This is a genomic window from Sporosarcina sp. CAU 1771, from assembly GCF_054482775.1.
The window spans coordinates 1-14505 of sequence record NZ_JBTLRN010000030.1 but is presented as its reverse complement, the minus strand read 5'-3'; the positions used below and the strand labels follow the sequence as shown (position 1 = coordinate 14505).

Here is a 14505-nt window from a genome sequence, read left to right as displayed (position 1 = left end):
GCATTTTTTTACTAATTAATAAAGGAAGCGATACCGATTAACAGAATGCTCAAACCAACAATTTTATTTATTGGAATGGCTACAGTCATGGCTGGAGCCGCTATTTCTCCTGCCTTAGGACTCATTGCTAAAGCCTTTCCAGATGCAAGTCCAACGATGATTAAACTCATCTTAACGGCACCCTCAATAATGATTATTCCATTTTCATTTCTATCTAGCTATTTAACCTCAAAGTTAACGAAGAAAACGATTATTATGATTGGCTTGGTTATTTACTTAATTGGTGGGATAGGCCCACAGTTTGTCCCAACTATTGAATTACTATTACTTTTCCGTTTGATCCTAGGTGCAGGTGTTGGTCTTGTTATGCCTCTATCCATGTCACTTATCAATGATTACTTTATAGGTAGAGAACGAACGAAAATGATGGGTTATAACTCCGCCTTCAGTAATTTAGGTGGAATTCTAACGATGTTACTTGCTGGATGGCTTGCGACATTTGGATGGCGTGTTCCTTTCAACGTGTACTTTTTAGGACTTTTCATTTTCATCCTAATCTTCTTCTTCTTACCAAAGGGGGAAGTTCAAGAGCGACAAAAAAACGAGGAGAAATCAAAGCTTCCACTAGCTGTATTTGGATTTGCACTCTCTATGGGTGGAATTATGTTAGCTTATTATTCAATCGCGACAAACATCGCAATCTACTTAGAACAAAGTGAGTTAGGTGGAGCAGCTCTTGCGGGGACAGTCATTTCCTTCACAACTGTTGGCGGTATGATTACTAGCTTATTTCTTGTTCAGATTGAATTAGTACTTAAAAAGTACATCATTCCTATTATGCTATTTGGTATGGGGCTTGCTTTTCTATTATTAACGTTTACTCATAGTGTTCCGATCATTATAGTAAGTGTTTGTCTAATTGGATTTGGACAAGGCTCTTTGTTTCCAATACTCGTCTTAAAAGCACTCGATAGCGTACCACTCCATCAAGCGGATAAGGCAATTGCAGTGACGTCCAGCTTTACATTTTTAGGTCAATTTTTATCACCTATTCTCTTGGATGGTATTGGAAAACTTGCAAACCAGGAAAGCATTCGCTTCCAATATGGCGTACTCTCTATAACCATTTTGATTATAGTCTTAATAAGTGCTTTGATGATACTTCGTCAATCCAAACAAACACCTTCGCTTGCTGAATGACAAGTTTAAATATGTTTGGTATGAATCCTTCATGAACTAAACCTATATCATTTTCGATATAAAAAAAGCCTAATTCCTCCTACTTTACAGTGGGGAATTAGCGACTCTTTTAGATTCTTTAGTTCAATATCTAGTTCGTAAAAATGACGCTATTCATTTAACCCCGACCCTATCCAGTACGGGGTTACGCATCATTGAGCTTTGAATCTTTAATAGCTTAGCGTTGTAATAGTTCGGGGAATAAATAATGTATGATATCCATAGTTAGACGGTGAGATTTCCCTTTATACGGATATACGTGCATGTACATGGATGGATTAAAGTTCGCCTCTAATATTCCATAAGCATTATCACTAGCTGCAGGAACTTCTTTATTTTCAATAATTAAATCGATACCACTAATTTTAGCGCCAAGTACCGAAACCGCATCCACTGCTATTTTTTTATAGTCATCAGATATTTGATCTGTGACATCAATTGAGTCTCCGCCTGTACTGACATTGGAGTTCTCTCGTAAATAGATCATTTCATCTTTTTTTGGAATCGAATCAAATTGATAGCCCTGCCCTTTGAGCATAAGTGTTTCCATTTCACCCATTTGTATAATTTCCAACGGTGTTCTATGGTCACTTCCTCTTAAAGGATCAAGGTTTTTCATTGTGACTAGCTCTTCAATCGTATGTTTACCGTCACCTTGAACATTTGCAGGAACTCGTGACAAGACAGCAGATACTTTATCATTTAAGACAAAGAAACGATATTCGGTTCCATTAAGAAACTCTTCGACCAATACTGAAGTATCTTCTTTAAATGCTAGCGTAATTGCTTTTTCGTAATCTTCGTAAGTAGCGCCTTCTTTGAATATAGATATTCCCAATCCATAGTTGGTTGATTTAGGCTTCACAACAAAAGGTGTGGTGGAAAACAGTTCATAGGAACGTAAAGCGTCGTCTATGTTATTAAACTCTTCACCTGATGGCACATTGAATCCATGTTGATGAAGAATTTTCTTCGTCACTGTTTTATTTTCCATGATTAATGTGGATATATAACTATCTTTACTTGTCATATTCCCATTTTTCACAAATTCAACATGATCATTTAATTGGAGTTTTAAAAACTGGTCATGCTGATCCAATATTTCAACCTGGATTCCTTGCTGAATAGCATCAAAGATTATTAGCTGAGTCGACAACTCCATGTCGGTAAATCCCGTTAATTGATAAGGTTTATCCCACGACTTGTCATAATTTGCTTTAGCAATATTAGTAGCTACTTGACCTTGACTACTTTTTTCACTCTCTCTATAAAGCTGTCCAGCTATAGTCTTACTTGGATCTACTAACATTTCTCTAAGATTAACAAATAATGTGTCTGAAACAGTTAAATGTAACGTTTCTACTAAGCTTTCCATTTCATCAATTATATCTTCAGCTTCTTGTTTAAATTGTGTATGTGCCAAAGGGTGCTCAAGAGCCACAAGCTCATTGTAAGATTCGCCCGCATCTACCCATTCATCACAATTCTTCCCTTCATCTTTCCATAGAGAATAGATTAAAAGAAGATGTAGAAATTCTGCTTGTTCATAGCCAATTCCGTACGTTTCAAATGGATTTAAATCTATATTACGGAGTTCAATATATCGAACACCGCTGTCTTCTAAATCGGCAACTTGCTGCCCGCCTCTTAAACGAATAGCGGAATAAAATTCTTTATCTTCTATTAGTAATCCTTTTTTAACCATCTGAGTAATGTTTGATACATAACTCTGAATGCTGCTATATGACACCTGAACATCGTCATGATTGGTATAGCCATATTTACTATTCCTAATACTTCTCACTGGTTCTTTCAAAGAGCCTTCCTCAAAGAAGTTCTCTTCACTGATTGGGGATGCCCCGTAAAAGTACGTTACTAACCATCTATGATGTAAGTAGTTTCTCGCTACTTTTAAATAAAGTTCTGTTTTAAATTTATCGAAATCGTTAATCTCCGACTGTAATTTAAATAGCGCTCGCGTTAACTCGTCGCCGAATTCAAAGTTATAATGTATACCACTAATCATTTGTTTACGACGACCATAAGACTTCGCTAAATACCTACGATATAAAACGCCATCAGCATTTTGTAATTTGGCAATAATGATGTCTTCTTCTTTTTCTGGTAACCGCGGTGGCATGCTTAATGGCCAAAGCATCTCATTATCACTCATTGAACGATGTGCCACTTCATGGATTGCTGATAAGTAACTAAACAGCTCTTCCAATGACCTAGTAACCGGTGTGATTAGTTCCATCTGCGTTTCCGCAAAGTCTCGCTGTATATATGGGTTTTCATCATTTATAGAAATTTTTTCAGGGTGATCTGTTTTAGCCAAATTTCCTGATAAGTCAACTCGTTGGCCTTCTTTTTCAATTCCGTAACCAGCTTTTAATAAGTATGGTTTAACACGGTCACTACTCAACATTTTTTTAAAGTCCATATAAACTATACCCCTCCTTTATTCAAATATTTGTTCAGTCAGCACGTTTTAAAACATGACGAAATGCAGTAATAGAAACTACCCACATTTAGTTGCAATGCGGATAATTTCTATTACCTATTTTATTGTGATATTCGTATTAGCCTAAGTGCTTCATATGGAATGCAAAATGTTCATCTAAGAATGTCGAGATAAAGAAATAACTGTGGTCATAACCTTCTACTTGGTTGTAGTTTATGACTTGGTTATTGTCTTTAGCATTTTGTAAGAACGTAGTTTCATCCAGTTGTCCTGGATAAAAATTATCTTTCAATCCTTGTGTAATAAGAGTTGGTGGAATGTTGGTTTCTTTAATTAGCTCTGAAGAATCCCATTCTTTCCAAGTCTCTTTGTTATCGCCTAAATAATTCGAGAAGGCTTTAATTCCCCAAGGAACTTGACTCGGGCTTAGGATTGGTGAAAAAGCAGAGATGGATTTAAATCTCGAAGCATTTTTCATACCGATGACTAAAGCGCCGTGGCCTCCCATTGAGTGACCCATAATACTTTCTTTACCTGAAAAATTAGGGACTAACGAAGCTGCAATTTCTGATAATTCTTCCGTAATGTATGAATACATTTTATAATGCTTTGCCCAAGGTTCTTGAGTGGCATTTAAGAAGAATCCTGCACCTTGTCCAAGATCGTATGCATCATCATTCGCAACATCTTCTCCGCGTGGTGAAGTGTCAGGGATAACAACAGCTACTTGGTGTAGGTCAGCTAGTCTTTGGAATCCACTTTTTTGACTGAAGTTGTCATCGGTACAAGTTAAACCAGACAACCACCAGATAATAGGTATTTCTTTATTCTCTTTATTCGAAGGTAAGAAGACACTAAATGTCATATCACACTGTAAAACTTCCGAATAATGATTGTATTTATTTTGTTCACCGTTAAAAGAACTTATTTGTTCAATTTGTTTGATGCTCATTATTTTCACTCCTCAAATGTTAATACTGTACGGATTGACTCGCCTTTATGCAGTAAGTCAAACGCCTCGTTAATATCTGTAAAGTTCAAGTTATGTGTGATAAATGAATCTAAATCGATTTTTCCGTCCATGAAGTCATTGATCATTCCTGGAAGTTCAGTTCTCCCTTTAACGCCACCAAAAGCAGTACCTTTCCAAACGCGACCTGTCACTAATTGGAATGGACGTGTGCTGATTTCTTTCCCACCAGCAGCAACACCGATGATGATACTTTCGCCCCAACCTTTATGAGTACATTCAAGAGCCGATCTCATAACATCGACATTTCCGATACACTCAAAGCTATAATCGACGCCACCGTCAGTCATTTCAACGATGACTTCTTGAACCGGCTTATCAAATTTAGAAGGATTAATGAAGTCCGTAGCACCCATTTTTTTAGCCAAATCAAACTTATCTTCGTTCATGTCGATTGCAATGATGCGGCTAGCTTTTGCTTGAACGAGTCCTTGAATAGCGGCTAATCCAATCGCACCTAAACCAAATACTGCTGCTGTAGCGCCTTCTTCAACTTTAGCTGTGTTGTGAACCGCACCGATTCCAGTTGTTACGCCACATCCAAGTAGTGCAACTTTATCAAGTGGAACTTCTTTGTCTTCGACTTTAGCAAGAGAATACTCAGAAACGACTGTGTACTCGCTGAACGTGCTCGTTCCCATATAGTGATAAATCGGCTCACCGTTGTATGAAAAACGAGTCGTGCCATCTGGCATTAGACCTTTCCCTTGTGTTTCACGAATCGCGCCACATAGGTTTGTCTTTCCTGAAAGACAGAACTTACATTTTCCACACTCAGGTGTGTAAAGTGGAATAACGTGATCTCCTGGTTCTACTGAAGTTACGCCTTCACCAACTGATACAACAACTCCGCCACCTTCGTGACCGAGTACGGCAGGGAATACGCCTTCCGGATCTGCGCCTGATAATGTATACGCATCCGTGTGACAAACAGACGTGTAAAGAATCTTAACCATTACCTCTCCTGCTTTTGGTGCCTCAACATCGATTTCTACAATTTGAAGTGGTTCTCCTGGTCCAAATGCTACCGCTGCTCTGCTTTTCAAATTAATTCCTACTTTCTTTTATGTTTTATCTTACTCTACTTACTATAATCACATACATTTAAACGATTAACAATACTGACATTTTTGTCACTGTGTAGTATCATAACGATAAGGAGTGAATAAAGATGACAATTCATTATAAAGATAAAGTCTTTTTCAATGGAAAAGACTTGGCGTTATCCGTTATAGGCGGACGTTGGAAAATAGCGATTATTTGGTGTTTACTTCACCAGTCTCCCTTAAGATTAAGCGAAATGCAAAGAATCCTTCCCCAAGTCAATCAACGTATGTTAATAAGACAGTTAAGGGAATTGGAAGACGACAAAGTAATTACTAGAACTGTATATCCTGTTGTACCCCCTAAAGTCGAGTATGAACTTAGCGAAATAGGTCTTCGCTTAGAACCTGTTGTAACGTCCATCTGTGACTGGGGAGATGAATTTGCAGAACACTCAGGAGAAACTGCGGATAAAATAACTATTGACTAAAAAAAGAACGACCAGTGATAAAAATGAAAGCCATGGAATGCCGGAACGAAGGCGTTTCATGGCTTTTTTATTTTAATCTGCCGCTGGACAGAAAAAAACACTTGGATTTTTACTAACGTTATTTTCTTAATAGTATATCATCGTCACAAATAAGGTTTTTAGAACCCAAAAAAACAGACACATACTTAAATGTGCCTGTCTTCAAGTATTTTATTATCCAAAAAATTGGTTTGCAATAAGTAAAGAGCCTAGCGATACTGCCCAAGCGATCGTTGTAGGAACCGACCAAACAAGAATTTGTTCTTTCACATTCGTGATTCCTAACATTCTATTTACAACCCAGAACATGCTGTCGTTGAAATAAGAAAATGCCATTGCACCGAGTGCTGCTGCTTGTGCTGCAAGAACCATATTAACATCTAAATTCATAAGAATAGGTGCTGAAATCGACGCCGCCGTAATCATTGCTACCGTTCCGCTACCTTGAATAAGACGAACTACTGTTGCAACGAAAAACGGTATGAGAATTGCTGGAAGTGGTAAGCTCGCAATTTCTGCCGCGATGTAATCTCCCGCGCCGCTTTCACGTAATACTTGACCTAGTGCTCCACCGGCACCCGTAACAAGTAAAATAATACCCGCAGTCGTCATTCCTTCTTCCATTCTATCAAGTGCTTCTTCACGTCTCATTTCACCTGCTAGTGCATAAATCGCTGCGACTAATCCAAGACCAACCGCAATAATTGGTTTACCTAGGAAGAGAACGAAATCGATCCATCCGCCATTGATATCCATTGCTACTAACGTAGTGTTTAAGAAAATCAACACAATTGGTAAGAAGATTGGTAATGTCGAACGAAACAATGATGGTAATTCTTTTAAACGTTCATCTGTAACCGCAACGAACTCTTCATATGCTGTTTGTGTAGTTGGGCGAACAAAATCCTTTTCTGCCCCTTCTTCACTAGGAATTTGATAAATTCTTTTACCAATCCACTGTGCATATAGAACACCGAAGAAAATAATTGGCATCGAGAAGATTAAGCCCCAACCAATCATTAATCCGATATCTACTCCGAAAATTCCTGCTACGCCAAGCGGTCCTGGTGTCGGTGGGACTGCGTGGTGTGTTGCGACAAGTCCTATACCTAGTGCTACCCCAAGTGTCACTACAGACTTTCCTGTTCTACGTGAAAGCGCCTTCACCAGCGGGTTTAAAATAACGAAAGCCGAGTCGACAAATATTGGTATAGAAACGATATAGCCAGCTATCGCCATCGCCCATTCTTCTTTTTTCTTTCCAACTAATCGGATTAACGTGTATGCTAACCGTTCAGCTGCTCCGGAAACTTCCAATATTCGTCCCATCATAACTCCAAATCCAATTACGATACCAATGGACCCTAAAGTTCCTCCAAAACCTGCTGCTATCGTATCCGCTACTTTTACCGGTTCCATTCCACCAATAATTCCTGTAAGAGATGCAGCTATAATTAATGCTAAAAATGCATGTATTTTAGTTTTTATGACAAGTAGTATTAAAGCAATTACACCGATAACTAATCCTAAAATCATTTGTGCTTCTGGCGACATTTGACCAACCTCCTCTTAATGTAAAAATGAGAGGGGATATCCCCCTCATCATCTAGCTTTTAACTTATAGTGAATCACGTGTAAATTTAGGTGCATATTCTGCTGCAAGTTTAATACATTCTTCCATACTGATGCTTGCTGCAATATTTTTCCATGCAATATCGAACGCTGTTCCATGATCGACAGAAGTACGTAGGAACGGCAAGCCATTCGTAATTGAAATTGTACGGTGGAAGTCCGTCATTTTAGCTGCGATGTGTCCTTGGTCGTGATAAAGAGATAGAACTGCATCGTACTTTCCATTTAAAGCTTGGAAGAATACAGAGTCAGCCGGAACTGGACCGTATGCGTCGATGCCATCTTTTTTTGCAGCTTCGATACCCGGTGCAATTTCGTCAACTTCTTCCATTCCGAACAAACCGCCTTCACCACTATGTGGGTTCAAACCAGCAACCGCTAGTTTTCGGTTTTCAACACCCAAACGTTGAAGAGCTACGTCGCAACGATTCAAGTAATCTCGAACGCGTTCTTTCGTCATTTGACCAATTGCTTCTTTTACGGATACGTGACGCGTCAAGAAGAAAATTCTCATTCCATTTACTTGGAACATTGTAAGAGGATCTGGTGCCCCACCTAAATCTTCTAGCATTTCTGTATGGCCGATATATGGTACTTCCGCCGCTTGTAGAGATTCTTTATTGATTGGTGTTGTCGCCAATGCTGCAACTTCTCCAGCCATTGCAAGTGAGACAGACTTCTCGATGTATTCGAATGCAGCTTTACCACATTGTGCTTGAACTTCACCGAATTGAAGTGTATCGATATCAATATTATTCATATCCAAAACATCGATTGTACCGAACTCATACTTTCCTTCTGCTGGTGATGAAACGACGTTCACTTTCAATCCTGTTTCTGTTACTTCAATTGCTTTTTCTATCACTTCTGCGTCTCCAACGACGAGTGGGTAACACATATTATAAATTTCTTCTTTTGCTAATGATTTAACTGTGATTTCTGGGCCAATTCCAGCAGCATCTCCCATTGGAATGGCAATAATTTTACGTTCTGTTGTCATATCAAACACTTCCTTCATGATTTTTTGCACGTAGATAATTAACACATGCATAGATTGATTGTTTGTTCCCGACCATTCCGCCTTTTGTTACGACTGGAATTCCGTCGAATGATCCACCGATAAACTTACCGTATGCCGCTAACGGCAATACTTCATCATCTAACTGAATTGCTTCTGCTTTGCTTTCCGCAAATAATGCGGCGGTTACGTCTCCACCACTAGAAAAAGTTCCATTAATCGTGAGATCCGTCTGATTGATTACATTATTTGTTACTTTTGCAAGACCTGTAGTAATTCGTTTTGCGAGTATTTCTTCTGTTACGTTTTCTTTTTGGGCAATCTCACCCAGTGGTAACACATTTGAGGTCGGTGAATAGGTTGTTACAATAAGTGTTTCCTGATGTTGCAACTTGTCCAGCGCATCCTCAGTTGCCCGTTTAATTTCCTGCTCCCACTCATTGCCCATTGTGGCCAATGAAGTTGCATCTACATAAACAGGTGAAGCATTTGTTTTGTCTATCAAGTATCGAAGTTGACGACCAGTCAGTGGCGTCACACTTCCAACTGTCACAATCCACTTGCTTTCATATACGCTCTGTCTGGCTTTCACACGCCCAAACGCTGCTGAGAGTGGACCAGGGTCAACCGGGAATATAACCTGACCTTTAACTGCAGCCATCGATTCTGCAATATGCTCAATTTCCTCATTTGTAACTGCATCGAAAACTATAATTCGCTTATTTTCCGCAATTAAAGAAGTAAGCGCGGGGACAATGCATGACTTTCCCTTTAAGACAGTTCCAAGACCGATATGACCAATTTCAAAATTACTTTGCTCAGCGATAACTGCTGGTACATAAGAATCTGTAATTGGGTTTAGCGGATCCCTTGCAACATCCGTTTCCTGTACAGGAACGCCTTCGACTAATAAATATCCTCCTGAGGTAATCCGACCTGAATCAGGATAGGATGCCACAACAACGGCTATACTGTCATCGCCCGTTGCCTCTAATAACGCATCAATTTCCGATCCTATATTTCCTCGAATTGTACTATCAATCCTTTTAGCGACAACATCTGCGCCCCAACTACGTAATTGGTGATACGTATCTGTTACGCGCTCTTTTGCAACATCTACTGACGTATATCGACTATCGGTATCAACACTTATTGAAGTGAATGAATTGTTCGCAGGTACTTTTCCACCGAATACAATCGTTGCGCTTTTAAAACCAGCTTTTGCCAGCCTCACTCCTGTCGCATTGGCGCCTGTTAAATCATCTGCAATAATTCCAATCTTCATTGTTACACCTACTTCGCTAGTAATATATCTACAAATTCTCCGTAAGACTTGTTCACTTCACTTGAAAGACTATCATCCGTAATTATTGTCGTGATATCATCAAGTCCACAAACCCTTGAGAATGATTTTTGATGAAACTTCGTTGCATCAGCTAGTAGAATAATTTGTTCAGCTGTATTACACATGTCCTTCTTTAATGATGCCTTCTCAATCGTAGTCGCTGTAATGCCAAGAGACGAATGCAAAGCAGGTGCACCTAGGAAAAACAAGTCTACATGTAGGGAGCGTAATGTTTCCGATGTTAATGATCCATAAAGAGATCCAACACCATTTTGAAGTTTTCCACCAAGAAGTATTATCTCCAACTTACTATCCATTAATTCAGCTGCAATTTTAATATCATTCGTAATGACTGTCAGCTTTTCCCGACTTTTTAGTAATTTTGCAACTTGAAGTGTCGTCGTTCCTGAATCTAGAAGGATGGTCATACCATCTCGAACAAAAGTTACTGCCTCACGAGCAATCGCTTTCTTTTCTTCAACAGCTTGTCCCGCCTTTGACTCAAATGTCTGTTCAACAATAAGACTTTGTGGAGTAATCGCAGCACCGTGTGTACGTATCAACTTCTTTTGTTTCTCTAATGCGTCAAAATCACGCCGGATTGTCATTGGAGTTACACCAAGCACTTCAGATAATTGAATGATTTCTACTTTACCGTTCAATTCAAGCATTTGAATAATACGCTTTCTTCTTTCCCGTGGCGACATTATAAACGCTCCCTTTTTTTCATTGTGAATAAAAAACGCCCTAAATGTTATAACTAAACATTATTATGTTACATTCGAACAGAATAGTCAAGATATTTCTTTGAATCAAACAAAAAAACTGCCCTATCAGTTCATTTTGACTGCTAGGGCGTCTTTTTATAATTTAAATATGAAGACATCGATGTAGCTAGCGGAATATTCCACAAAGCTATGAGCAAACTTACCAATTATTAATCGTTTTCGATAGTTTGGCATATTCATCAAACTGTTCTTCTTTTAATGAGCCGTATTCAATGCAATTCCCTTTAATCTCTTGCCATTCCAGTGCAAAGTTTTCGCTGCGCTTTCATAACCGATATATGGATTTAGCACTGTTAAGCATGAGTGAATTTTGCACGATTTGGTTCTATCCTTACTGAACTAGTGTCGTTGAAGCTAACAACTGCATCTGCTAAAAGTGTTTCGGATTGTAGCTAATAACTGGCTTATAGACGATTAACTCGAAGTTTCCTTGGCTTGCAGAAAACCCTATTGTTGCGTCTATCCTTATTACTTGTACGACAGCCATCGTAATGGCTTCACTTTGTGCTGGGTTTACTTTACATGGAATAATCGAACTGCCTGCTTCATTTTCTGGAATCGTAATTTCACCAATCAGAGGTGCGGATGTTTTCTTGGACTATTACTAGATTAATGCTTCTAAAAAATATAGTAGATTGAATTGCTCAAGTTTAACATTTACAAGAGCTTTTGGATCTCCAAGTTCTTGATTTTTTCGATGATTACATCTTTTAATCCTGGAATATTCATGTTTAAATTCATATGCACGGATCACCTATCCTTTACTTGTTTCTCGATAACTCAAGTATAAAATAACGGGTGATTACGTGCATTTCTTTTTCCACGAATTGTGCAACTATCCCAACACTTATTATAGAACCCAAAAGAAAAAGCATCTACAAACGCTGTGTTATCAACGTTTGTAGATGCTTTAGGTCTTCTCAACTTAACTGGAAAAGACCAGGATATACCCGAGGCCGGACTTGAACCGGCACGCCTCGCGGCATCGCATTTTGAGTGCGACGTGTCTGCCATTCCACCACTCGGGCAAAGAAATTTCTTAACATAAAATATAAACTGGAGGCGGCAACCGGAATCGAACCGGTGGTAAGGGTGTTGCAGACCCGTGCCTTACCGCTTGGCTATGCCGCCAAGAAAGAGTTGAGCTGGAGCGGAAGACGGGATTCGAACCCGCGACCCCGACCTTGGCAAGGTCGTATTCTACCACTGAACTACTTCCGCAAAACTGGGGTAGCTGGATTCGAACCAACGAATAACGGAGTCAAAGTCCGTTGCCTTACCGCTTGGCTATACCCCAAAAGATAAATGGGGCGGATGAGGGGAATTGAACCCCCGAATGTCGGAATCACAATCCGATGCGTTAACCACTTCGCCACAACCGCCATCAAATGTATGTAATGTTTGTAAATAAAAAAATGGGGCGGATGAGGGGAATTGAACCCCCGAGTGTCGGAATCACAATCCGATGCGTTAACCACTTCGCCACAACCGCCATCATATAATTTTAATAAAATTGGCAGGGGCAGTAGGAATCGAACCCACATCAAAGGTTTTGGAGACCTCTATTCTACCGTTAAACTATGCCCCTGTAACTGGTGGTGGGGGACGGATTCGAACCGCCGAACCCGGAGGGAGCGGATTTACAGTCCGCCGCGTTTAGCCACTTCGCTACCCCACCACAATTGAATTGCTAAAATTTCTTCATTCTCAATAAATACGTGAGAACAATGGTGCCGGAGAAAGGACTTGAACCCTCAACCTACTGATTACAAGTCAGTTGCTCTACCAGTTGAGCTACTCCGGCAATATAAATAAAAAACCACCAGTAATAAAAATGGTGGCTCAGGACGGAATCGAACCGCCGACACAAGGATTTTCAGTCCTTTGCTCTACCGACTGAGCTACTGAGCCATGTATAAGGTTCTCTAAGCAATATTGCTTTTACAAACCGATTAAATAAAAATGGCGGTCCCGACGGGAATCGAACCCGCGATCTCCTGCGTGACAGGCAGGCATGTTAACCGCTACACCACGGGACCATTTGGTTGCGGGGACAGGATTTGAACCTGTGACCTTCGGATTATGAGCCCGACGAGCTACCACTGCTCCACCCCGCGATAATAATAGTAGTAATACTTTAATAAATTGTACGCAATATGAAGTGTAAGACACCTTACGTCGCTTTGCGACTGTCGGTGTTAATCGCTATTTTCATTTAGCGATTTGCTCCACCCCGCGATAATGTTATTAGTATTTTAGTGATTTGTATGCAATATGAAGTGTAGAACACCATTTATCGATACTAGTTTTATCATTTTAAAAATTGGTTGCGGGGACAGGATTTGAACCTGTGACCTTCGGATTATGAGCCCGACGAGCTACCACTGCTCCACCCCGCGATAATATTAGTAGTAATACTTTAATAAATTGTACGCAATATGAAGTGTAAGACACCTTACGTCGCTTTGCGACTGTCGGTGTTAATCGCTATTTTCATTTAGCGATTTGCTCCACCCCGCGATAATATTAGTAGTGCTACTTTAAAGTAATTATATGCTACTTGGCATACAGAACTCATTAAGATAATGTTATAAATAAAATGGTGGAGGATGACGGGCTCGAACCGCCGACCCCCTGCTTGTAAGGCAGGTGCTCTCCCAGCTGAGCTAATCCTCCTGGGTAAAAGTGCAATAAAAACTATATATATTTAATAAATTGGTGACCCCTACGGGATTCGAACCCGTGATACCGCCGTGAAAGGGCGGTGTCTTAACCGCTTGACCAAGGGGCCACATGTGAAATATAAAGAGCTTAACTGGCGGAGAGCAAGGGATTTGAACCCTTGAGACAGCGTTAACCGCCTACACGATTTCCAATCGTGCTCCTTCGGCCACTCGGACAGCTCTCCAATTGGCTCCGCAGGTAGGATTCGAACCTACGACCGATCGGTTAACAGCCGATTGCTCTACCACTGAGCTACTGCGGAATAGTGAAAGTAACACACTCATAAATATAATCAAACTTAGCCTTGAAGTGGAAAGACTAGCAACGTCCTACTCTTGCAGGGGGAAACCCCCAACTACCATCGGCGCTGAAGAGCTTAACTTCCGTGTTCGGTATGGGAACGGGTGTGACCTCTTCGCCATCATCACTAGACTTTTCTCCACAAGACAAGATTAATTATACCATATGAATTTATTATTACAAGCGTTTCTACAAATTTCTTTGTTTTATTCGCTCAAAACTGGATAAAACAGACATTAGAGTTCAGTTAGCAAAGCTAAAAGAACGTTCTTCGAAACGGTTTGTGAATCAAGCAAACCTGATTACTTTAGGTTAAGTCCTCGATCAATTAGTATCCGTCAGCTGCACGCGTCGCCGCGCTTCCACCCCGGACCTATCAACCTCATCATCTT

9 protein-coding genes, 17 tRNA genes, 2 rRNA genes and 1 pseudogene are annotated in these 14505 nt (G+C 40.0%); 2 read left to right on the top strand and 27 right to left on the bottom strand.

Annotated elements, in window-relative coordinates; all coding sequences use genetic code 11:
* Positions 1-45: 45 nt before the first annotated feature.
* The gene (locus ACXYMX_RS15160; protein WP_459045081.1) at positions 46-1200 is read left to right on the top strand and encodes an MFS transporter; all 1155 of its coding nucleotides are present in this window, start codon (positions 46-48) and stop codon (positions 1198-1200) included.
* Positions 1201-1417: 217 nt separating this feature from the next.
* Here ACXYMX_RS15160 and gshAB read toward each other — a convergent pair whose 3' ends face one another.
* From gshAB to ACXYMX_RS15145, 3 genes are all read right to left on the bottom strand, one after another.
* Complete coding sequence (gshAB, locus tag ACXYMX_RS15155; protein ID WP_459045080.1) at positions 1418-3682, bottom strand: bifunctional glutamate--cysteine ligase GshA/glutathione synthetase GshB; 2265 nt, start codon at positions 3680-3682, stop codon at positions 1418-1420.
* A gap of 139 nt (positions 3683-3821) precedes the next feature.
* Positions 3822-4655, bottom strand: a complete 834-nt coding sequence (fghA, locus tag ACXYMX_RS15150; RefSeq protein WP_459045079.1) for an S-formylglutathione hydrolase — start codon at positions 4653-4655, stop codon at positions 3822-3824.
* Positions 4656-4660: 5 nt separating this feature from the next.
* A complete protein-coding gene (locus ACXYMX_RS15145; protein WP_459045078.1) occupies positions 4661-5779 on the bottom strand; it encodes an S-(hydroxymethyl)glutathione dehydrogenase/class III alcohol dehydrogenase in 1119 nt (372 codons plus the stop codon).
* A 125-nt stretch (positions 5780-5904) separates the two neighbouring features.
* Here ACXYMX_RS15145 and ACXYMX_RS15140 point away from each other — a divergent pair, with 125 nt between their 5' ends.
* Positions 5905-6267, top strand: a complete 363-nt coding sequence (locus tag ACXYMX_RS15140; RefSeq protein WP_459045077.1) for a winged helix-turn-helix transcriptional regulator — start codon at positions 5905-5907, stop codon at positions 6265-6267.
* 213 nt (positions 6268-6480) lie between these two features.
* Here the strand turns inward: ACXYMX_RS15140 and ACXYMX_RS15135 are convergent, their stop codons facing one another.
* From ACXYMX_RS15135 to ACXYMX_RS15020, 24 genes and pseudogenes are all read right to left on the bottom strand, one after another.
* Positions 6481-7860: a GntP family permease gene (locus ACXYMX_RS15135; protein WP_459045076.1), complete on the bottom strand. Its 1380-nt coding sequence runs from the start codon at positions 7858-7860 to the stop codon at positions 6481-6483.
* A gap of 64 nt (positions 7861-7924) precedes the next feature.
* Positions 7925-8938 (bottom strand): 4-hydroxythreonine-4-phosphate dehydrogenase PdxA, encoded by a 1014-nt coding sequence (pdxA, locus tag ACXYMX_RS15130; protein WP_459045075.1) that lies wholly within the window; start codon positions 8936-8938, stop codon positions 7925-7927.
* Position 8939: 1 nt separating this feature from the next.
* Positions 8940-10241, bottom strand: a complete 1302-nt coding sequence (locus tag ACXYMX_RS15125; protein WP_459045074.1) for a four-carbon acid sugar kinase family protein — start codon at positions 10239-10241, stop codon at positions 8940-8942.
* Positions 10242-10249: 8 nt separating this feature from the next.
* On the bottom strand, positions 10250-11008 hold the full coding sequence (locus tag ACXYMX_RS15120) for a DeoR/GlpR family DNA-binding transcription regulator (RefSeq protein ID WP_459045073.1): 759 nt from the start codon (positions 11006-11008) through the stop codon (positions 10250-10252).
* A gap of 220 nt (positions 11009-11228) precedes the next feature.
* Positions 11229-11663: pseudogene (locus ACXYMX_RS15115) on the bottom strand (lyase family protein); the annotation flags it as partial.
* A 373-nt stretch (positions 11664-12036) separates the two neighbouring features.
* Positions 12037-12117 (bottom strand) — tRNA-Leu (locus ACXYMX_RS15110).
* 29 nt (positions 12118-12146) lie between these two features.
* Positions 12147-12220 (bottom strand) — tRNA-Cys (locus tag ACXYMX_RS15105).
* A 15-nt stretch (positions 12221-12235) separates the two neighbouring features.
* Positions 12236-12310 (bottom strand) — tRNA-Gly (locus tag ACXYMX_RS15100).
* A gap of 4 nt (positions 12311-12314) precedes the next feature.
* Positions 12315-12386: transfer RNA gene (locus ACXYMX_RS15095), tRNA-Gln, on the bottom strand.
* Between the two features lie 9 nt (positions 12387-12395).
* Positions 12396-12471 (bottom strand) — tRNA-His (locus tag ACXYMX_RS15090).
* Between the two features lie 34 nt (positions 12472-12505).
* Positions 12506-12581 (bottom strand) — tRNA-His (locus tag ACXYMX_RS15085).
* 22 nt (positions 12582-12603) lie between these two features.
* Positions 12604-12677, bottom strand: a tRNA-Trp gene (locus ACXYMX_RS15080).
* Positions 12678-12682: 5 nt separating this feature from the next.
* Positions 12683-12767: transfer RNA gene (locus tag ACXYMX_RS15075), tRNA-Tyr, on the bottom strand.
* A 50-nt stretch (positions 12768-12817) separates the two neighbouring features.
* Positions 12818-12893: transfer RNA gene (locus ACXYMX_RS15070), tRNA-Thr, on the bottom strand.
* A gap of 31 nt (positions 12894-12924) precedes the next feature.
* A tRNA-Phe gene (locus ACXYMX_RS15065) sits at positions 12925-13000 on the bottom strand.
* Between the two features lie 52 nt (positions 13001-13052).
* Positions 13053-13128: transfer RNA gene (locus ACXYMX_RS15060), tRNA-Asp, on the bottom strand.
* Positions 13129-13131: 3 nt separating this feature from the next.
* Positions 13132-13206, bottom strand: a tRNA-Met gene (locus ACXYMX_RS15055).
* A gap of 207 nt (positions 13207-13413) precedes the next feature.
* Positions 13414-13488, bottom strand: a tRNA-Met gene (locus ACXYMX_RS15050).
* Between the two features lie 201 nt (positions 13489-13689).
* Positions 13690-13765, bottom strand: a tRNA-Val gene (locus ACXYMX_RS15045).
* Between the two features lie 40 nt (positions 13766-13805).
* Positions 13806-13880 (bottom strand) — tRNA-Glu (locus ACXYMX_RS15040).
* Positions 13881-13905: 25 nt separating this feature from the next.
* Positions 13906-13997, bottom strand: a tRNA-Ser gene (locus ACXYMX_RS15035).
* 3 nt (positions 13998-14000) lie between these two features.
* Positions 14001-14075, bottom strand: a tRNA-Asn gene (locus ACXYMX_RS15030).
* Positions 14076-14129: 54 nt separating this feature from the next.
* Positions 14130-14245, bottom strand: a 5S ribosomal RNA gene (gene rrf / locus ACXYMX_RS15025).
* Between the two features lie 176 nt (positions 14246-14421).
* Positions 14422-14505, bottom strand: a 23S ribosomal RNA gene (locus ACXYMX_RS15020); the annotation flags it as partial.

Excerpts from the sequence above, each read along its gene's own strand:
- ACXYMX_RS15160 (WP_459045081.1), top strand. The coding sequence starts at position 46 with ATGCTCAAACCAACAATTTTATTTATTGGAATGGCTACAGTCATGGCT.
- gshAB (WP_459045080.1), bottom strand. The coding sequence starts at position 3,682 with ATGGACTTTAAAAAAATGTTGAGTAGTGACCGTGTTAAACCATACTTA.
- fghA (WP_459045079.1), bottom strand. The coding sequence starts at position 4,655 with ATGAGCATCAAACAAATTGAACAAATAAGTTCTTTTAACGGTGAACAA.
- ACXYMX_RS15140 (WP_459045077.1), top strand. The coding sequence starts at position 5,905 with ATGACAATTCATTATAAAGATAAAGTCTTTTTCAATGGAAAAGACTTG.
- ACXYMX_RS15135 (WP_459045076.1), bottom strand. The coding sequence starts at position 7,860 with ATGTCGCCAGAAGCACAAATGATTTTAGGATTAGTTATCGGTGTAATT.
- pdxA (WP_459045075.1), bottom strand. The coding sequence starts at position 8,938 with ATGACAACAGAACGTAAAATTATTGCCATTCCAATGGGAGATGCTGCT.
- ACXYMX_RS15125 (WP_459045074.1), bottom strand. The coding sequence starts at position 10,241 with ATGAAGATTGGAATTATTGCAGATGATTTAACAGGCGCCAATGCGACA.
- ACXYMX_RS15120 (WP_459045073.1), bottom strand. The coding sequence starts at position 11,008 with ATGTCGCCACGGGAAAGAAGAAAGCGTATTATTCAAATGCTTGAATTG.